At 61.5% G+C, this 19,660-nt stretch carries 17 protein-coding genes and 1 tRNA gene; 3 read left to right on the top strand and 15 right to left on the bottom strand.

Annotated elements, in window-relative coordinates:
• Window positions 1-163: 163 nt before the first annotated feature.
• From ACQY7R_RS26780 to ACQY7R_RS26720, 13 genes are all read right to left on the bottom strand, one after another.
• Entirely contained in the window at window positions 164-991 is an 828-nt protein-coding gene (locus tag ACQY7R_RS26780; protein ID WP_428308603.1) for a phytanoyl-CoA dioxygenase family protein, read from the bottom strand.
• Window positions 992-1,021: 30 nt separating this feature from the next.
• Window positions 1,022-2,287 carry an aminotransferase class I/II-fold pyridoxal phosphate-dependent enzyme gene (locus ACQY7R_RS26775; protein WP_428308602.1) on the bottom strand — a complete coding sequence of 422 codons (1,266 nt, stop codon included), beginning with the start codon at window positions 2,285-2,287 and terminating at the stop codon, window positions 1,022-1,024.
• A 148-nt stretch (window positions 2,288-2,435) separates the two neighbouring features.
• Window positions 2,436-2,771 (bottom strand): type II toxin-antitoxin system RelE/ParE family toxin, encoded by a 336-nt coding sequence (locus ACQY7R_RS26770; protein ID WP_428308601.1) that lies wholly within the window; start codon window positions 2,769-2,771, stop codon window positions 2,436-2,438.
• Complete coding sequence (locus ACQY7R_RS26765; RefSeq protein ID WP_428308600.1) at window positions 2,768-3,022, bottom strand: type II toxin-antitoxin system ParD family antitoxin; 255 nt, start codon at window positions 3,020-3,022, stop codon at window positions 2,768-2,770. The genes ACQY7R_RS26770 and ACQY7R_RS26765 overlap by 4 nt, the downstream gene beginning before the upstream one ends.
• A 92-nt stretch (window positions 3,023-3,114) precedes the next feature.
• On the bottom strand, window positions 3,115-5,025 hold the full coding sequence (locus ACQY7R_RS26760) for a peptidylprolyl isomerase (RefSeq protein WP_428308599.1): 1,911 nt from the start codon (window positions 5,023-5,025) through the stop codon (window positions 3,115-3,117).
• A gap of 494 nt (window positions 5,026-5,519) precedes the next feature.
• Window positions 5,520-5,819: a hypothetical protein gene (locus ACQY7R_RS26755; RefSeq protein WP_428308598.1), complete on the bottom strand. Its 300-nt coding sequence runs from the start codon at window positions 5,817-5,819 to the stop codon at window positions 5,520-5,522.
• 32 nt (window positions 5,820-5,851) lie between these two features.
• The gene (gene frr, locus ACQY7R_RS26750) at window positions 5,852-6,412 is read right to left on the bottom strand and encodes a ribosome recycling factor (protein ID WP_152097804.1); all 561 of its coding nucleotides are present in this window, start codon (window positions 6,410-6,412) and stop codon (window positions 5,852-5,854) included.
• 148 nt (window positions 6,413-6,560) lie between these two features.
• Entirely contained in the window at window positions 6,561-7,313 is a 753-nt protein-coding gene (gene pyrH, locus ACQY7R_RS26745) for a UMP kinase (RefSeq protein WP_428308597.1), read from the bottom strand.
• 292 nt (window positions 7,314-7,605) lie between these two features.
• On the bottom strand, window positions 7,606-8,448 hold the full coding sequence (gene tsf, locus ACQY7R_RS26740) for a translation elongation factor Ts (RefSeq protein ID WP_428308596.1): 843 nt from the start codon (window positions 8,446-8,448) through the stop codon (window positions 7,606-7,608).
• 156 nt (window positions 8,449-8,604) lie between these two features.
• The gene (rpsB, locus tag ACQY7R_RS26735; RefSeq protein ID WP_428308595.1) at window positions 8,605-9,345 is read right to left on the bottom strand and encodes a 30S ribosomal protein S2; all 741 of its coding nucleotides are present in this window, start codon (window positions 9,343-9,345) and stop codon (window positions 8,605-8,607) included.
• Between the two features lie 241 nt (window positions 9,346-9,586).
• Complete coding sequence (locus ACQY7R_RS26730) at window positions 9,587-10,585, bottom strand: 3'(2'),5'-bisphosphate nucleotidase (RefSeq protein ID WP_428308594.1); 999 nt, start codon at window positions 10,583-10,585, stop codon at window positions 9,587-9,589.
• Between the two features lie 103 nt (window positions 10,586-10,688).
• Window positions 10,689-10,759, bottom strand: a tRNA-Gln gene (locus ACQY7R_RS26725).
• A 138-nt stretch (window positions 10,760-10,897) separates the two neighbouring features.
• Entirely contained in the window at window positions 10,898-11,575 is a 678-nt protein-coding gene (locus ACQY7R_RS26720) for a redox-sensing transcriptional repressor Rex (RefSeq protein WP_428308593.1), read from the bottom strand.
• Between the two features lie 604 nt (window positions 11,576-12,179).
• Here ACQY7R_RS26720 and ACQY7R_RS26715 point away from each other — a divergent pair.
• On the top strand, window positions 12,180-13,910 hold the full coding sequence (locus ACQY7R_RS26715; protein ID WP_428308592.1) for a hypothetical protein: 1,731 nt from the start codon (window positions 12,180-12,182) through the stop codon (window positions 13,908-13,910).
• Window positions 13,911-14,116: 206 nt separating this feature from the next.
• The gene (locus ACQY7R_RS26710) at window positions 14,117-14,797 is read left to right on the top strand and encodes a class I SAM-dependent methyltransferase (protein WP_428308591.1); all 681 of its coding nucleotides are present in this window, start codon (window positions 14,117-14,119) and stop codon (window positions 14,795-14,797) included.
• Between the two features lie 2 nt (window positions 14,798-14,799).
• On the opposite strand, the gene ACQY7R_RS26705 is transcribed toward ACQY7R_RS26710, so the two are convergent.
• A complete protein-coding gene (locus tag ACQY7R_RS26705) occupies window positions 14,800-15,369 on the bottom strand; it encodes a Uma2 family endonuclease (RefSeq protein WP_428308590.1) in 570 nt (189 codons plus the stop codon).
• Window positions 15,370-15,954: 585 nt separating this feature from the next.
• Complete coding sequence (locus ACQY7R_RS26700) at window positions 15,955-16,545, bottom strand: lysostaphin resistance A-like protein (RefSeq protein ID WP_428308589.1); 591 nt, start codon at window positions 16,543-16,545, stop codon at window positions 15,955-15,957.
• A 355-nt stretch (window positions 16,546-16,900) separates the two neighbouring features.
• Here ACQY7R_RS26700 and ppdK point away from each other — a divergent pair, with 355 nt between their 5' ends.
• Complete coding sequence (gene ppdK / locus ACQY7R_RS26695; RefSeq protein ID WP_428308588.1) at window positions 16,901-19,570, top strand: pyruvate, phosphate dikinase; 2,670 nt, start codon at window positions 16,901-16,903, stop codon at window positions 19,568-19,570.
• Window positions 19,571-19,660: the final 90 nt, after the last annotated feature.

The raw sequence follows: 19,660 nt of genomic DNA, 5'->3' as shown, positions 1-19,660 counted from the left end.
TTTTGGGGAGTCAAGCTTTTTCTGAGAGGCGACGAATGGGGCGCGGATTTTTGCCCGCCGCAGCGTCATTCCGAGCGGAGCGAGGGATCTGGAAGCCCATTGCAGCTACGAGATCCCTCGCTCCGCTCGGGATGACAGACGCCACGCTTAACTGAAGCCTGCTCTAACCGCTAAGCCGGTCGCTCGTTGCCCGATGCGACGACGACATAAACGCCGCCTCGCTGCCGAACCGCTTCAGGCCCACGCGCTTGATCGCGCCATCTTCGACGACGTCGATGGGCGTGTAGCTCGGATGCCGGCCTTCCTTGTACGGCGAGTTACTCCGCGCGTTGTAGCAGCAGATGAGCGCCCACCGATCGTTGGGCGAACGATTCTGATCGCTCCGATGGAGCGTGTTCGGATGAAAAAACAGCGCGTCGCCCGGCGACATCTCGACGTACACGAGTTCCATCCGCTCGCAAGCCGCGGCGACTCGTTCCAGATCGGCGCCCGTTTGATCGCCGACCTTCACGTGCGTCAGCCGCCCCATCTGGTGCGAGCCTTTCAGCACCTGCATGCAGCCGTTCGCCCGCGTCGCCGAATCGACCGCGATGAAGACGCTGCACAAGTTCGGCGTCAGCACGCCGTTCTCGTACCAGTAGCCGTAGTCCTGATGCCACTCCCAGGCCCCGCCGGTGACGGCCTGCTTCATGATCATCTTCGAGTGGTAGTGATACGGCTCGTCGTCGAGTAACTGCCCAACCGAATCGACTACGCGGCGGCTACGGGCGAACATCCCGTAAATATCATCGCCCGGATGATTCCACAGTGACAACCGCACGCTGCCGCCGGCTCCGTCGGCGCGGCCAAAGGCGTTGTCGTCGAGGGCCTTGTCTTCCTTCGCCGCCCGCTGCAACAGGCCCGTCTCTTCGGCGTCAAAGAGCGCCGGCGCGACGACATAGCCATCGTGCAAATAAGCGTCGAGCTGCGCAGCGGTGAAGATGCCCGACATCAATCACTCCGCAAAAAGTGCCGCCGCGAGCTACGTCGCCGCAGGCTGAGCCGCCGGCGGCTTTGTCGAGAAGTTTGCTTCAGCATCACGCAGGCACTGCTTGATCTGCCGCACCGCCTGCTTCAGCCGCTCTTCGTTCTCGACGAGCGACATCCGCAAATAGCCTTCTCCCGCCGGGCCGAAGCCGCTGCCGGGGCTGACGGCGACGTTCCCCTTTTCGAGCAGCATCATGCCAAAATCCATCGTACTCATCCGCTGCCGCCAGAGGTCGGGAATCGGAGCCCAGACGAACATTCCCGCCTTCGGCGGCGTGATGTTCCAGCCCAGTCGCGACAGCCCTTCGCACAACGCATTACGACGGCCTTGGTAGATTTTCGACTGCTCTTCAACGGCCGTGTCGGTGTTCCGCAGCGCGACGATCGCAGCAATCTGAATCGCCTGGAACATGCCGTAGTCATAATACCCTTTGATCGTTCCCAGTGCGCGAATCATCTCGGCGTTGCCGCAGCAGTAGCCGACGCGCCAGCCGGCCATGTTGTAGCCCTTGCTCATCGTCGTGAACTCGACGCCGACGTCGATGGCGCCCTTCGACGCGAGGAAGCTCGGCGGCTGGTATCCGTCGTACGCCACGTCGGCGTACGCGAAGTCGCTCAGCACCATGAACCCGTACTTGCGGGCGAGCTTCACCACCTCGTCGAAGAACCACTGCTCCACCACCACGCTCGACGGGTTGTGGGGGTAGTTCAGCACGAGCAGCTTCGGCTTCGGATAGAGATGCTCGCAGGTGTACGCAATGTTGGCGAGGAACTTCTCGCTGTTAGCGACTTCCAGCGAAATGACGTTCGCCGACGCGAGCGCCACCGAGTATACGTGAATCGGGAAGTACGGCGCCGGCACGATCGCCGTGTCGCCCGGCCCCATGAGGGCCAAGCACATATGGCTGAACCCCTCCTTCGAGCCAAGGCACACGATCACCTCGCTCTCGGGATCGAGCCGCGCGCCATACTTGCGGTGATACTTGCTCGCCACCTCGCGACGAAGGTTCACGATCCCGATGTTTTTCGAGTAGCCGTGGTTCCCCTCGTCCTGCGCCGCCTCGGAGAGCTTGTCGATCACCGACTGATGCGGCGGATCGCTCGGGTTGCCCATCCCCAGGTCGATGACGTCGTCGCCTGCCCGCCGCTTGTTGTGGAGCATCCCGTTGATGCGGCCGAACAGATACGGCGGCAGCCGCGTCACGCGCTCGGCAATCTGAACCTTGAACGGAGGGTAAGTTTCGTCAGCGGAGTTCGACATGGACGGCAGTTAGAAGTGACACAAGGAATAGGTAGCCGCGGGTCAACGACCCGCCGGAGCGGCCGGCAAAAACGCGACAAACGCCGCACGGCCGGTCTCAACAGACACAAGTATACCGGCTTCAGGTTCGCGAGCCTACGCGAAGCGCCTAGTCGGCGGGACTGCTTAGCAAGGATTCCCAACCAATTGCGTGAGCCATCGACGACCGCGATGATTTCCACGCCAGCTCTTCGCTCAAGCTCCGGAAAATGATGACGTAACGCCGCGCCGGGCCATTTGGAGTGAAGTGCCGCATCCCCTGGCCGACGTGTGAGCAAGCAGTACCGAAATGGGGATTGGCCGCGAGTTCTTGAAAAGTTTCGCGAAGCTTCGAGATCACACGTTTCGCAGCAGCAGGACGGTTGGTCCCGATATAGGCGGCAATGCTGCGCATATCAGCGGCCGCATCTTCAGAAATGCGTAGCCGATGGCGCCGTCGGCTCATTCCGCCCGCTCCTTCGCGCCGGCAATATCGAAAAGCTCATTGAAGAACTTTTCTAGCCCGTCCTCATCCAGTTCGATGTACTGCCCGTTATCGAGTTGGTCGACACTGCGATCGATCTTGGCCAACAGATCCGATCGCTTTTTGAGCAAACCGATCGCCGCATTGATCGCCGACTCCCCTGAGTCGAATCGTCCAGCGGCAACTTGCGATTGCAAGAATGCCGCGTTCTCGGGCGAGATTTCCAACTGCATCGCACCCACTCCTTAAACAAGAAAAACGAGCGGCGCCAGCGAAGGCGCCGCTCGTTTCAGCATATCTAGCTCGATTCGACTCGGCAAATCGCCTAGCGGGTCGCCGTCGGCCGCACGGCCGTATCCTCGCGAACCGCCCCCGGCTTCGGCGCCGGATCTTGCGTCGTTCCCGCCAGGTAGTTGTCGACGCGAGCTCGCGAGTTGATTTCCTCGAACTTCTGGCCCATCGTCATCCGCAACTTCTTCTCGAAGATGTCGCGGTGCAGAATGTCGCGCACGTCCTTCAACTCGATGTCCATCCGCTCGGTGCGGCCTTCGCAGCGGAGGATGATGAACTTATCGCCCATCTGCACGATTTTCGAAAGTTCGCCGTTCTGCAATTCGAACGCCACTCCCTCCAGCGTGTCTTGGCCGCCGTAACGTCCCAGCGGCGGCACTTCGCCCCGCAACGCCTTGCTCGTCGGCTCGACCGAGTACTCGGCAGCCAAGTCGCCGAAGTATTCCATCGACGGATTCTGGCGAGCCTTGTTCCACACGTCTTGCGCCTGGCGTTGGTTGCTCAGCACAATCGCCCGGCAACGGACCCGTTCGCCGTAGTTCGCGTCGAAGCCTTTCGCGATGTCTTCTTCAGTGACCTGCACGTCCTTCGCCGACAGCTTCTTGAGCGCCGCCGACGGCCACACCGAATCACGCATGTAGCGCTCCTTCGTCACGCCTTGCTCGGCAACGACAGTCTCAATCCACTTCGGTAGGTCAGCGTCCCCCTTCGCGTCGACGACGCCTGCCAATTCAGCGGCGTGCACCATTTCGGCGTTGATGTCTTCTTGAGTCATCTGGACGCCGGTCGCCTGCAACTCCTGCTCCAGCAGCGTTCGCGAGATTTCGCCCTCAAGCACTTCCTCGCCGTGGCGCAGCAGGCACTCGGCGCCCAACTCTTGCATCGTGATGCGGTCGCCGTTGACTGTGGCGACGACGCCCGGCATCGTCTTGCTCAGTTCGGGATCGTTGTAAACGTTCTTCACGACGGCCGTTTGTTGCACCTTCTCGAAGATGCCAGTCGCGGCGTCGCGTAACTTTTCTTCCTTGATGCGCTCGACCAAGCGGTCCTGGACCTGAGCCATTGGCATCGCCTGGGCTGCAATGTGCTCGTCGCACTTCAGGATGATGAACTGCTGAGCGGCCGGAATGATCGCCGAGACTTGGCCCGGCTGCAGGCGAAACGCCTCGGCCTCGATCTTAGGATCGCCCACATGGCGGCGGATCGGCTGAATCATGCCGCCGATGCTCGCGCTGTTGACGTCTTCCGATTGCTCGATCGCCAATTTGGCGAAACTGTCAGGATGGGCGCTCACTTGAGCGTGGATCTGCTTCGCCTTCTCGGCGTTGCTCACGGCGATCAGCCGTGCGCGGACCATGGGGCCGAACTCTTGCTCATACGCCTTTTGCAGTTCTTCCTGCGAAACTTGCAGTTGCTTTTCAGCCAGCTTCCGCAACGCGAGCGTTGGCCACAAGATATCGCGGGAATACTCCGCGGCGGTGACGCCCCGTTCCTTCTCCAACATTTCCAGCCACTGTTCGCGGCCGAGTTGGAACCGTTTCGCCATCCGATCGATCTCGGCGTCGATGTCAGCCTGCGTGATCGTGATGTTGTGATTCGTGCAGTGGTTGGTGATCAGACGCTTGTTGACGATGCTTTCCAGCACGTCTTCGCCGTAGCGTTGGACGCAGGCGTCGGTCAAATCCTTACGGCTGATGTCCTTGCCGTTGATCAGCGCCATAACGTCGTGCGTCGGGCGACCGGGGCGAGGCAGCGGCTGCGTTTCCGCCGAGCGAGAGGCCGGAGCGGCCGCGGCTTGCGGCGGGGCCGCTTGAGCAGCGGCGTCGCCCTGCGACCAGCGAATTAGAACGGCGATCGCCAGCACCATGGCGGCAATGCCAAACCAGACAAGGCGATGTTTCCACTCAGCCGCGCGCATGGCAGCTTCAGCATCCGTGCTAGACATGACGGTTTCTCCATAAACCGGCGCGATGCACCTGCAGCGAATCGAAAGCGACGAAGCTTCGCACTTTCCCGCCCAATAGCCGGACCGCCACGCGGGCCGGAAACCCGGAGAACGTAGTCCTCCGGCTAGGGGGCAAATGCTCGTCGTCGCTCGATTCGCGCGGGGAGTGCGAATCACGCGCTAAAAACTGGGTCGCCGCACAGTCAATCGTTGACCAGCGCAGCCAGAACGTCGGGTGGTTCCGGCGGGAGTATAAACCGCAGCGGCGAGAACCTCCAATAGAAGTTCACGCGGTTGCTAGCAGCCGCTCGTCCAACGGCTCCGCGTCGCGACGCACTCTCCCACGCGCAGTCGGCCTGAGTCGCTTCAGCGACCAGGCAGCCCCAACGCAACGCATCGCCAACCGACGCGCTGCTCGAACCAAATGAACAACAGAATGACGCAGAGCGTCGAAGCAGAAGGTCCCGCGCGGAGCGTGGAAACGAGGGCGTGGTTCACCGCGCCTTCACGGCCGGCTGCGGCGGTTCGGCGAGCTTCGCTTCGTACTTCTTCACGAGCGCCGCCGTCGCCCGCATCCAGCGCGTGCCTGCGGTCCGCCACAGATAGACGACTGCCAAATACGCTAACGCGATATACAGACTCACGTCGCCCTCTGCGCGCTTGGGCATCAGCGTGAGGATCACCACAGGCGCCAAGTACGGCAGTTCATTGAAGAGATTTCTACCGCTGCTGAAATCTTCCGTGAGGTAATAAGTCCTGATCACCTGCTCATCGGGAGTAAGGTTTTCAAGCATGACGTTCACTCTACCTCGAGGGAATTACTTGCTTAGCCGGCGCTCACTTCCGTCTCTTTCGCCTTCGCCAAATCGTTGGCGGCGTTCTCGTACTTCTTCGTCAGCTCTTGGATCTCGTCCTTGAGCCCCTTGCAATCGTCTTCCGAAAGCTCGCCGTCGCTCTCGGCGGTATCGGCGTGCTTGTTGCCGTCGCGGCGGACGTTGCGGATGGCGATCTTCGCCTCTTCGGAAAGTTCCTTGGTGCGGGCGACCATTTTCTTGCGGACGTCGCCCGAGAGCGGCGGAATGTTCAGGCGAATCACCTTGCCGTCGCTGTTCGGCGCGAGGCCCAGGTCGCTGTTGATGATCCCGCGTTCGATGTCCTTGATGATCGACGGATCGAACGGCCTGATGACAAGCTGCTGCGGCTCGGGAGCACTCACCGAAGCGATCTGCTTGATCGGCGTCTGCGAACCGTACGCTTCGACGCGCAGCGAATCGACGAGGCCCGGATTGGCCCGCCCGGTGCGAATGCCGGTCAAGTCGCTCTTCAACTTGTTGATCGCCTTCTCCATCCGCTCTTCGGCGTCCATCAAGATCTCATCCGAACCCATCGCTATCTCTCCCTAAAATTCATCTCTTGCGAATTTCTCTGCGCCTTTGCGCCTCTGCGAGAGATCAGTGTTTAAGACTCTCGCAGAGGCGCAAAGGCGCAGAGAACACGCGAAGAGTTTTAGAGTTATCTTTACTCAGTTTGTTAAATCAGTTCTTTCCGCTCGTAACGCGGGTGCCGATTTGTTCGCCGCGGACAGCCTTTTCGATGTTGCCATCGGTGCGGTAGTTGAACACCAAAATCGGCAGGTTGTGTTCCATGCAGTGGGCGATCGCCGTTGGGTCCATCACCCGCAGGTTCTGATTGCGGACTTGCTCGAACGTCAGATCGCGATAGAACACCGCGTGCGGGTTCTTCTCCGGATCGTCGCTGTAGACGCCGTCGACGCGGGTCGCCTTCATCAAAATGTCGGCTTCGAGTTCGAGCGCCTTCTGAGCGGCGGCCGTGTCGGTGGTAACGAACGGCGCGCCCGTCCCGCCGGCGAGAATGATCACGCGGCCCTTTTCCAAATGGCGACGAGCACGGCGGCGAATGAACGGCTCGGCGACGCCGTCGCACTTCAACGTACTCAAGAGTCGCGTTTCGCAGCCGAGCGACTCAAGCGCGTCCTGCAACGCGAGGCCATTGATCACCGTCGCCAGCATCCCCATGTAGTGGGCGGTCGCTTCGTGAACGCTCGAGTTGCCCGCGATGAACTGGGCGCCTCGCAAAATGTTGCCGCCGCCGATAACGATGGCGATCTCCACCCCTTGCTGCTTCGCGCGGTACGTTTGCGCGGAGATGTGCACCACCTCCTGCATGCTAATCCCTCGCTCACCCGTCGCGGCGAAGCTCTCGCCCGAGAGCTTCAGAATGATCCGCTTGTAGGGGCCAGAGGTGATCTTGGGCGCAGGTTGAGACATAACGGCGGTTTTCATACGACTTGCCAAGAGGCGGAAGGGGATCTCTCGCAGAGACGCGGAGGCACAGAGAACAAGAACGAACTCAATCCATGAATGCTCGCCCTGCACTTGCCGCAACCGCAGATAATCTAGCAAGAAGGGAGCCGAGAATCATCCCACCGGCGACAAGATCGCGACTTCCTCTGCGTCTCTGCGCCTCTGCGAGAGCTTTTGCAGTTAGGTTTGCGCATAAAAATAGCCCCGACCTAGCTAGGTCGGGGCTATCGCTATTTTCAACCGCAGAGGCTAACGCTTAGCTCGCCGTACCGGCGCTTTCGCCCAGCGTCCAGCGGTGGAACTTCTTCAGCTTCATGCCGCCAGCCTTCGCCAGGGCGCCGACCGTCTGCGATTCGTCGCGAACGAACGGCTGCTCTTCCAGGACGTTTTCGGCGTAGAAGTTCCGCATCCGGCCTTCGATCATCTTTTCGATGATCGCTTCCGGCTTGCCTTCTTGGCGAGCCCGTTCCTTCTGAATTTCCTGCTCTTGGGCGACCAGCTTCGGGTCGAGCGAGTCCTTCGTCGCGGCCTTCGGGTTCATCGCGGCGACATGCAGCGCGACGTCCTTCGCCAGTTCGTCGCTGCCCCCCTCGACCTCGACCAGCACGCCGATCTTCGCCATGTGGACGAAGGCGCCGGCCGAGTTGTCGACGCGGTGGAGACGCGCGAGGCGGAAGACTTCGCGGATCTTGTTTTCCAGTTCGTCCTTCTGATCCTTCAGGGTCAGCCCCTTCCGGCTCGGCGAAGGTTGGGCCCACAGTTCGTCGGCCGTCTTCGCGCCCGGACCGGTCGCCAATTGCAGGGCGAGGTCGTTGGCCAGCTTGACGAAATCTTCGTTCGTCGAGACCGGAGCCGACTCGCATTGCAGTTCGACCATGGCGCCGACCTTCTTGTCGACGCTGGCATAGACGCCGATGCGACCTTCTTCGGTAGCGCGATCAGCCCGCGCAGCCATCGTCTTGACGCCGTCTTCGCGCAGCTTGCGCTTCGCGGCTTCAATGTCGCCGCCAGCTTCGGCCAGCGCCTTCTTGCAATCCATCATGGGAAGCGACGTTTCGTCACGCAGTTGCTTCACCAATGCCGCAGTAATCTCGGCCATAGCACACTTGCTCCTATGTATTCGAAATATGTCTCTCGCAGAGACGCAGAGACGCGGAGTAACGGTCGCAGAGAAAGCTCTCGCAATTAAGCGATTCTTCCTCTGCGACTCCGCGCCTCTGCGAGAGATCTTCTTGAATTGGATCTCGACGAAGGACTAGTCCTTCGCCGGTTCGACCATCGCCGCACGTTGGGCGTGGGCTTGCTGAACCGATTGCTGAATCTTCCCCTGGGCGATCGCGTCGGCCAGGATCTTCACGATCAGCTCGATCGACCGCATGCTATCGTCGTTGCCCGGGATCGGCAGGTCGACCAGGTCGGGATCGCAGTCGGTGTCGATCAAGGCCACGGTGGCAATGCCCAGCTTGCGGGCTTCCTTGATCGCGTTCTTCTCTTTGCGCGGGTCGACCACGACCATGCACTCCGGCAGACGGGTCATCGTCCGCATGCCGTGCAAGTTGTGGTGAATCTTGCGGTACTCGCGGGTGAGGGTCGACTGCATCTTCTTCGAGTACGAGTTGATCTCTTCGCTGTTGAGGATCTTCTCGAGTTGCTCGAGGCGGCCAAGGCGGTCGCGAATCGTGCGGAAGTTCGTCAGCGTGCCGCCCAACCAGCGGTCAGCGACGTAAGGCATGCCGCAACGTTCGGCTTCGCGTTGGATCGTTTCACGAGCCTGACGCTTGGTGCCCACGAAGAGAATGAGGCTGCCGTGCGAGGCCACGTCGGCCAGGTACTTCTTGGCCCGCAGCAGACCGCGGATCGTTTCGCGGACGTCGATGATGTGGATCAGATTGCGGCGAGCGTAAATGTACGGCCGCATCTTCGGGTTCCAACGGCTCGAACGGTGGCCGAAGTGAACGCCAGACTCTACCAACTCTTTGACGAGGGTCGTCGACACAGTGCAAACTCCTGACAGTGGCACGCCGGCTAAGTCCCATGAATGCGACCGACAGGGCGATCGCGGGCGTCCGGCGTTAGCAAAGGAACATTCTCGGCCTTCGATAGTCCACTTACCCGAGGCCGCGCGAGCCAAGTGGAGCCCTGCAATTTAACGGTTCCCCCAGGAATCGTCCAGATAGGCTACCCACGGTAGCCGCGGGTCAACGACCCGCCGGAGCGGCACAATCGCACGCCTCCCCCTAGGCCCCAATCTCTTTCAAACCGGCCAAAAACGCCTCGTGCAGCGGCCCATTGGTCACCAATACCCCGCGATTCGTCGCTAGAGTCCGCCCATGCGAGAAATCGAGCGGCTTCCCGTCGAGATCGCTCACCCGACCGCCAGCCTCTTCAACGACGATCGAACCGGCCGCCTGATCCCAAATCATTTCGCGGTAATCGGGCCGACTCGGCGAAAGGAGCCGCAAGATGACGTCGCCGCCGCCTGCTGCCAGAACAGCGTATTTTGCTTGGCTATCCATCGGCACCGGATCGGCCGTGACGCCGAGCTTCGTCGCCAGGTCGCCAATGCTGTCGGCGTCGGTGTGCGACTTTTCGACCGACCGCAGTAACCGGGCCCCGGCCGGATCGGCGATCTTCGACGCCGTCAGCCGAGTCCACTTGCCGTTCGGCTCGGCCAGCGATTGCACCCACGTCCCCTGGCCGCGTCCGGCGAGCAGCACCGCGCCCGCTCCACCCTTGGCGGCGCGAACGCCATCCTCAAGTTCTGGGCACCCCAGCACGCCAAGCACGACCTTGCCATTCTCCACGAGCGCCAACGCGACCGCGTACTGATCCTTCCGCAAGAACCCCTTCGTCCCGTCGACCGGGTCGAGCGTCCAGAAGGTCGCCGGCGCGTCGTTCGAGCCGTGGTCGATCCACTCGCACACCGATTCGGCCGTGGCGGCCGGTTCGACCGACTGGACGAACCGCGTGATCTGATCCAGCGTCGCCCGAGATTCTTCGCCCTGCAGGGCGCCGGAGCTCTCTTCACCTACCAGCACGGCATCGGGAAAGCGCTCGGCCAACCGCCGCGCGACGATCGCCTGGGCCGCAAAGTCGGCGACCGTCACCGGCGATTTGTCGCCCTTGGTGATCGCCTCGCCCACCATCTCCGCTTGCACGCGCCGCACGAGAATCGACGCCTCGCGAACGGCGGCGACGGCGAACTTGGCAATGTCGGAATCAAGAAAGTCGGCCACGCTTCACCCCACGGCTGGAAACAAAAAAAGGGAGCCAGGAGCCAGGGCACACGAGTCGGAAACTACCGACTCACGCATCCTGGCGCCTGACTCCCGTCGCAAACTACCCCGCAAGGATTCGAACCTTGAATGAGGGAATCAAAATCCCTAGTGTTACCATTACACTACGGGGTAACGCCTAAGCCGCTAATCTACAGATTGAGGCCGCGCTCCGCTACCGCGTTCGAGCAAAAGCCACCGGCTCCGCCGGTGGACGAACTTTGAAGGACGCGGCACCCGCCGCGACGCGTCCACCGGCAGAGCCGGTGGCTTCTATTCGAGCCCTTCCGCCCGCAGCCGGCTCGCCACGGCAAACGACACCTGTTCCAGTTCGCGAGCCAGGTCGACGCTCACCTGGCTGACCCCTTCAGGTAGAGCCAGCGAGACCGGCGCGAAGTTCACAATCCCGCGCACCCCCGCCGCTACGAGCACGTCGGCCGCCGCCTGGGCAAACGGCGCCGGCACGGCGACCATGCCGAGGTCGATCGCCCGCTCCATCACCACCTGGCTGATCTCCTCGATCGCCAGGATCTTAATCCCCTCGACCTCCCAGCCGACTTTGGCGGGGTCGGAGTCAAACGCCGCCGCCACGCGGAACCCCTGCGACTCGAACCCCTTGTACCCGAGCAGGGCTCGACCAAGGTTACCGACGCCCACCAGGGCCACGGTCCAAATCCGGTCCGTGCCGAGGATCCGCCGGATCTCGCCAATCAACTCGTCGCAGCGATACCCGACGCCCGGATGCCCGAACGCCCCAAAGTGGGCCAGATCCTTCCGCACCTGGGCGTCGCTGAATCCCAGCCGCTCGCCAAGTTGGCTGCTGCTGGTCGTTTGAATTCCTTCCGCCACCAGATGCTGCAGCTCTCGCAAGTAGAGGCTGAGCCGGTTGACGACCGCGGCGGGGACGGAGCCCGATTCCGAGCGGGAATTCGGCGGCTTCGACGAGCTCATGCCAGACGGCTCACGGCGGGAAGGTGGGAGCAGGGGAGGGGGAACCGGGTGCCACGCTGGCGGCCAGCCCCTTCGCCACTCACTCTAGACCAACTTCAGGATGCCAGCAAGCGAACCGTAAACCGACCGCGATGGCCCATCGTCAACCCTGGGAACGACTTGCGACATTCGCCTTAGTGCGAAAGCCGTGCGCAAACGGATTCGTGGGAGGCGTCTCCGACGCCAATGGGGCGCTCCATTTCGCGGATCTTTGCCCCCGCGGTAGATGCGTCGTTTCGCGCGATGCAGCGCCCCCCTCACAACACTCACCGGCAGAGCGATCGAGCAACTTCAATCGATCGCTAGAGTTCGCCGTAACCCGTCCTTTTCGCGCATCTGCACGTTCGGAAGTCGACTTTTCTGACAGCGCAAACCCGACAAGGCAGGTGGTATCGATTGGAAGGGCTGCGTGACCTGCGTGTCGTGCGAAATTGACGCGATCTGGCTAAGGGGCGAAGGCTGTAACTTCCGAATCTATTGGGGACGGGAAAACGTTCCGTCTTGACCAAACCGTCTAGTTTTACACACGAGTCTCTGTCGACTCACAGGTAAGGGAGGCAAAGGAATGAGAGCGCAATTGCGTAAAGCGACGCTCGCAGTCTTCGCCATGGCTATGCTGGCGTCGCCGGCTTGGGCTGGGTACTGCGGTGTTGCTCGTTACAGCGGGGTCGTCCCCTGTAGCCACCAACAAGACTGCCACACTGTTTACAAAACAGTGCGTTGCAAGGTCTACGAACAAAAAGAGATCACCTGCACGCGGACGGTCTATGACCGCGTCTGCGAAGACAAAGTGATCAACGTCACTCGGATGGTACCCGAGACGTGCCAAAAGGAAGTCTGCTACACGGTCTGCAAGCCGGTGTACGAGACCCGCGAACGCTCCTACACGGTCTGCAAGCCGGTGTGGGAAACCAAGACCCGCACCTACACGGTCTGCAAGCCAGTGTGGGAAACGCGGTCGAAGGAAGTTTGCTACACGGTCTGCAAGCCGGTTTGGGAAACCAAGACCCGCTGCTACACCGTCTGCAAGCCGGTGTACGAGACGCACCAACGCACCTACACGGTCTGCAAGCCAGTGTGGGAAACCAAGACCCGTTGCTACACCGTCTGCAAGCCGGTTTGGGAAACCAAGACCCGCGCTTACACCGTGTGCAAGCCGGTCTGGGAAACGCACCAGAAGGAAGTTTGCTACACGGTCTGCAAGCCAGTGTGGGAAACCAAGACCCGCTGCTACACCGTCTGCAAGCCGGTTTGGGAAACCAAGACCCGCTGCTACACGGTTTGCAAGCCGGTTTGGGAAACCCGTCAGCGTGAAGTTCAATACCAGGTCGCGGTGCAGGTTCCCTACACCAAGACGATCCAGGTGAAGAGCGGCAACTGGACGACGCAAACCTACGAAGTCCAACGCCCTGTCTGCAAGAAGACGGTCGCCAGCGTCGGTACCTTCGAGTGGGACGCTTGCCTGTGCAAGTGCGTCTACAAGCCAGGCCCGTGCGTGACGCTGACCTGCCAAGGCCCGCCGATCAAGTGCTGCAAGCGTGTTTGGGTTCCTTGCTGCATCGAGAAGACCATCAACTGCTGCAAGACCGTCTGCGAAACCCGCAGCCGCACCGAGTGCTACAAGGTCTGCACGATGGTTCCTGAGACGAAGACCTGCACCTACAAGGTCTGCCACATGGTTCCGGAAACCAAGACTTGCAACTACCAAGTTTGCAAGATGGTCCCCGAGCAACGCTCGAAGACCGTCTGCTACAAGGTCTGCAAGATGGTAGCCGAGACCAAGACCTGCAACTACCAGGTCTGCAAGATGGTTCCGGAACAACGGACCTGCGAGTACAAGGTCTGCCACATGGTTCCTGAACAACGCGTCTGCAACTACCAAGTCTGCAAGATGGTTCCTGAAACCAAGACCTGCAACTACCAAGTCTGCAAGATGGTCCCCGAGCAACGCTCGAAGACCGTCTGCTACAAGGTCTGCACGATGGTTCCGGAACAGAAGACCTGCTGCTACAAGGTCTGCCACATGGTTCCTGAGCAGAAGACCTGCACCTACCAAGTTTGCAAGATGGTCCCTGAGCAACGCTCGAAGACCGTCTGCTACACGGTGTGCAAGCCGGTCTGCGAGCAGAAGACGATCAAGGTCATGAAGTGCGTCCCCCGCACCGAGTGCTACACCAAGACGATCTGCTGCCCGAAGATCATCTGCAAGCAAGTTCCGGTCTGCGTGGCTTGCGAGCCGAGCTGCGGTTGTGCTGAAGAGCCCAGCTGCGGTGCTGCCGATAGCTGCTGCAACTGAGCTGAGTAAAGGAAGACTCAGAGGGGAAACCCTGAGTCGATAGTGAGGCTTGGTCAATGACGGTTCGGGGCGGCCCGATTCGCAACTGCGAGTCGGGCCGCCTTTTTTGTTGCGCCAAGCGTAAAATCAGCGAGCCGGGGCGTCCCGCCCCCGCCGTGCCCCCTCTTCTCAAACTCCTCCACAACGCCAACGCATTCAGCCTTCAAATGAGCACTCACGCTCCCTACTCCGATCTCGCCGTCGTCGCCCGCTACGCCGCAGGCCCGCCCCGCTTGGTCCCCGGCTTCGCCGACCTCCACCGCATGACCGCCATCCTGTTGGCGGAGCGCGCCCCAGAGCAGGCCCGTGTTCTCGTCGTCGGAGCCGGCGGCGGACTCGAACTCAAAGCCCTCGCCGAACTCCATCCCGGCTGGACCTTCGAGGGCGTCGACCCCGCCGCCGAGATGCTGGAGTTGGCGAAGCAAACCCTCGGCCCGCTCGCGTCACGTGTGAAGCTGCATACAGGCGTCGTCGACGTCGCCCCGTCCGGCCCCTTCGATGCGGCAACCTGCCTGCTGACGATGCATTTTCTGTCGCCCGCAGAACGACAACGCACGCTGAGCGAAATCCGCCGACGCCTCGCCCCCGGCGCCCCGTACGTGTCGGCCCATTTCAGCTTTCCCCAGGGCGAAGGGGAGCGAGCCCTCTGGCTATCACGCTACGCAGCGTTCGCCGTCGCCTCGGGCGTGGAACCTGACCAAGCAAGATCCGCCGCTGCCGCGATCGACGCGCGACTGCACATCCTCACGCCCGAACAAGACGAAGCGCTCCTCCACGAAGCAGGTTTCGCAAACGTCAGCCAGTTCTACGCTGGCTTCGCCTTCTGCGGTTGGGTGGCTTACGCCTAGCACTACCCCAGCGGCGGAAAGAAATCCGCGACCACAAACTTTTCGCCCGGCAATCGCACGATGTCCGTCGTCTCGGTAGCGGACAAAACTCGCACGTCGTCGTAACGCCCATCTGCCTGCGGCTGGCGATAGACTTCCAGCGCCCGGTCGAGCAGGTTCAAAATCCAAAACTCGACGACGCCGTTCTCAGCGTAGATCCCGCGTTTCACGACGCGATCGAACTCAAGCGACGAATCCGCCACTTCCACGACAAGTAAGACATCCTCAGCTTCCGGATGCCCATCGGCATAATCGTCTTCGCGAGGCGTTAGTAGCGCGACGTCGGGCTCCGGCTCACTGTTCCCCAACCGCACGGGATCCTGCACGCCGACGCAGGCCTTGCCGACCAACCGCACGTTGAAGATGCGGTTCAATCTCTTGACGCACGCCGCATGTAGCTCGCCGATCGACATCTTCTCGATGATCTCCCCGCGAATCAGCTCCACTCGGTCATTCTCGGTGAGAATGCCCTGGTCGATCATCTGCTCGTAATCCGCGAGCGAAAATCGATGGTGGGTGCGGGCGATCGACATCTCTCGGCATCCGGAGGCGGGTGAGAACTTTACCGACTCAATTCTACCACGTCGCCCAACAGGTCGAAGCCGAACCCCCGCCAAGAAGCGAGCTGTTTTGCACGACACTCAAAAATGAACATTAGTCCACCATAGCGACAGAGCGCCAAAAAGCAACCAAAACACAAGACATTCCCCCAAAAAACTCTGCGGAGTGGCCGAAAATCGCCCGTGGAGCAGAGCCATGGGATGCGGTAGGTTCGATGTTGCTCCAGAAGGAGAATCACAGAGTTCCGCAAGAACGAGGAGCCCTTCGCTTATAGCTAGAGCGCTGGACCGACGACGCGAAACCCGCCAGCCCCGATGGGGCGGCATGATGTAGCCAGGGGCGTAAGCCCCTGGTCCGAGGCCAACTAATACTTCAGAGCCCGGAGGGGCGACACTGTTCCCGCCCATGGTCACAAACGAATGTCGCCTCAAACACGACATTAAAATGCGACATCAACTCGCTAACCTCAACGTACCAAACAACTTGAACGCAGTTACTTAATGTCGCCTAAAATCCCATTCACGATACGACGCCATGCGACACGACGTCAACCGCGATCAACCCACGGCCTCATCCCGGCCTGCATCATCGCGAACCACCCGCAGCAACCACACGAGCGCCGCGAAATCATAAACCGCGTGCACCACGATCGGCGTCACGAGTTCCCCCGACGCCTGCGCGAGCCAGCCGAGGTACGCCCCCACGCCCGTCGCCAGGACGAAGTAAGTCACCGACGCCGCATGGACGGCGCCAAACAGAAGACTCGCCACAGCCAGCCCGATCACCGGCCCCCACCACCGCTCGGCCAATGGCTGAAGCACCCCGCGGAACAATAACTCCTCCCCCAACCCCGCGGCCAACGACAACAGCGCGAGCTCCCACACCGCGGCGCCTCGGAAGCATGCTCCCACCATTGCGGCCACGTGCCGCCGCAACTCGGCCAGCGGCCGCCACGACGAACGCATCGCCACCACCAGCAACACGGCCATTGGAATCATCGCGACGACGCTGCGGCCAGCCGCGTCCCACGAAACGGCAAGCCGCTCCCGCAACGGAATCTCGAACCACCAACAAAGCAGAATGCCGAGCACGCCCAGCCCTGCCTCAAAGGCCGTCGCCATCCCCGCCACGTTTTGCTGAATCTTCATCAACCGCCTCGCCCCGCAGCCAACCCTCGCCTCCCGCCGCTCCACTCGAATCGAACACCCTGCTCTGCCGCCACCTCCCTGGCTACACAGCCGCCGACCGCCCCCTCGCCGCCTTGACGCTCTTCCGGCCCCTGGCTAGCCTGTAGGGCTTGTTTTCAGCCGGCGAGAATCCCTGGAAAACCAGCCTCTCGCCCCCATGCCGCGTCGCCGTCACGGCCGACGCCACCGAACATCAGCAGTGCCGAACCTTGGCGACGTTTAACCTAAGCTCTTGCAGCAGGTCCGTCGCCGGCGCCCGTCGCGCCTCGGCCCACGATTCAACGTTTTCATCGATCCCACAAGGTAACTAACAACGATGGCAAAGACCGCTGGCGCCACCAAGATGGCCTACTACTTCGGCAAGACCAAGACCGAAGGGAAGAGCACCCAGAAGCAACTCCTCGGCGGCAAGGGCGCCAACCTCGCCGACATGACCAGCATCGGTCTGCCGGTGCCCCCCGGCTTTACCATCACCACCGAGGTCTGCGGCCTCTACTACCAGCACAAGCAAAAGCTTCCGCCGGGTCTGATGGACGAAGTTCGTAAGAACGTCGGCATCCTTGAGAAGGAAACGGGCAAGAAGTTCGGCGATTCCAAGTCGCCGCTGCTCGTCTCGGTCCGCTCGGGCGCCGCGGCCTCGATGCCCGGCATGATGAACACGATTCTCAACCTCGGCCTCAATGACGAAGCCGTCGTCGGCCTGGCCAACGCCACGCAAAACGAGCGGTTTGCCTACGACTCCTACCGCCGCCTGATCAACATGTTCGGCGACGTCGTCTCGGGCGTCGATCACGAGCACTTCGAAGTCGCCTTCGACAAGATCAAGTCGAAGTACAAGGCCAAGCTCGACAACGAAGTGCCGCTCGAAGGCATGATCGAGCTCTGCGAAGCCTACAAGGACGTCTACAAGAAGCACTTCGGCAAGCCCTTCCCGCAAGACCCGCTCGAGCAACTCGAAGCTTCGATCGAAGCCGTGTTCAAGAGTTGGATGCAGCCGCGGGCCGTGAAGTACCGTCAGGTCGAGAACATCACCGGCCTGATGGGCACCGCCGTCAACGTGCAGTCGATGGTCTTCGGCAACATGGGCGATGACTGCGGCACGGGCGTCGCCTTCACCCGCAACCCGTCGACCGGCGAGAACAAGTTCTACGGCGAATTCCTCGTGAACGCCCAGGGCGAAGACGTCGTCGCCGGCATCCGCACCCCGCTGCCGGTCGCCGAAATGCCCAAATGGAACAAGGCGATCCACAAGGCCCTGCTCGAAATCAAGGACCTTCTTGAGAAGCACTACAAGGACGTGCAGGACATCGAGTTCACGATCGAGCGCGGCGTCCTGTTCATGCTGCAGACTCGCAACGGCAAGCGCACCGGCGCCGCCGCCGTGAAGATCGCCTGCGACATGGTCAAGGAAAAGCTGATCGACGAGAAGACCGCCGTTCAGCGCATCCCGGCTGGCGACCTCACCCAGTTGCTCCTGCCGAGCTTCACCCCGGCTGCCAAGGCTGCCGCGAAGAAGGATGGCAAGCTCCTGACCGTTGGCCTCCCCGCCTCGCCAGGCGCCGCCGTCGGCAAGCTCGCCTTCACCGCCGCCGAGGCCGTTGAGCGGACTCACGCTGGGGAAAAGGTGTTGCTCGTCCGTAAGGAAACGAACCCTGAAGACATCGACGGCATGCATCTCGCGGCCGGCATCCTCACCAGTACCGGCGGTATGACCAGCCACGCGGCGGTCGTTGCCCGCGGTTGGGGTCGTTGCTGCGTTGCCGGCGCCGGCGAAGTCCAGATCGACGAGAAGGGTCGCAAGATCAAGGTCGGCGGCAAGACCTTCACCCACAACGATGTGCTGTCGATCGACGGTTCGACCGGTGAAGTGATGGTCGGCGAAATCGCCACCCAAGAGCCTAAGCTCTCGGGCGACTTCGGTACCGTGATGGGTTGGGCCGACAAGTACCGCACCCTCAAGGTCCGCACGAACGCCGACACCCCGGCCGACGCGAAGCGGGCTCGTGAGTTCGGCGCCGAAGGCATCGGCCTCTGCCGCACCGAGCACATGTTCTTCGAAGGCGATCGCATCGTCGCCATGCGGGCGATGATCCTCGCCGACAACCTCGAAGATCGCAAGAAGGCCCTGAAGAATCTGCTGCCGCTGCAGCGTAAGGACTTCGTCGGCCTGTTCACCGCGATGAAGGGTCTACCGGTCACGATCCGCTTGCTGGATCCGCCGCTGCACGAATTCCTGCCGCACGACGCCAAGGCCCAAGGCGAACTCGCCAAGGAACTGAACGTCTCGCCAGCCTTCGTGAAGAACCGCGTCGCCCAGCTGCACGAGCAGAACCCGATGCTCGGCCACCGCGGTTGCCGCCTCGCGGTCACCTACCCGGAGATTCTGGAAACCCAGGTCACCGCGATCGTCGAAGCCGCCATCGCCTGCGTTGAGAAAAAGATCGACGCGCAGGTCGAGATCATGATTCCGCTCGTCGGCACCGCCGCTGAGTTGAAGATGCTCCGCGATCAGACCCAAGCCGTGATCGACGCGGTGAAGGAAGCCAAGAAGTTCACCGGCAAGCTGAATATCCTCATCGGCACGATGATCGAGATTCCGCGGGCCGCGCTCACCGCCGACCAAATCGGCGAGCAAGCCGACTTCTTCAGCTTCGGCACGAACGACCTGACGCAGATGACGTTCGGCTTCAGCCGCGACGACATCAACACCTTCCTGCCCGACTACATCAACAACGAGTTGTTGGCGCAGGATCCGTTCCAATCGCTCGACGTCACCGGCGTCGGTCAGTTGGTCGAGATGGGCGTCACGAAGGGCCGTTCGGTGAAGAAGGGCCTGAAGTGCGGCATCTGCGGCGAGCACGGCGGCGACCCGGCGTCGATCAAGTTCTGCCACACGGTAGGACTCGACTACGTCTCGTGCAGCCCGTTCCGCGTACCGATCGCCCGCCTCGCGGCTGCTCAAGCAGCCCTGGCGGCTGCCAAGTAAGCGTCGACGGCTCACGTCGAAGGACAACAACAGCGTCGTGCGAAGCCCTTGCTTCGCACGACGCTTTTTTGTTGGATTGAGCGGATGGCG

The sequence above is a fragment of the Lacipirellula sp. genome, assembly GCF_965279485.1.
Lineage (GTDB): Bacteria > Planctomycetota > Planctomycetia > Pirellulales > Lacipirellulaceae > Lacipirellula.
Note: the sequence above shows the minus strand (reverse complement) of the source record. Positions and strands in the feature narration are given on the sequence as shown.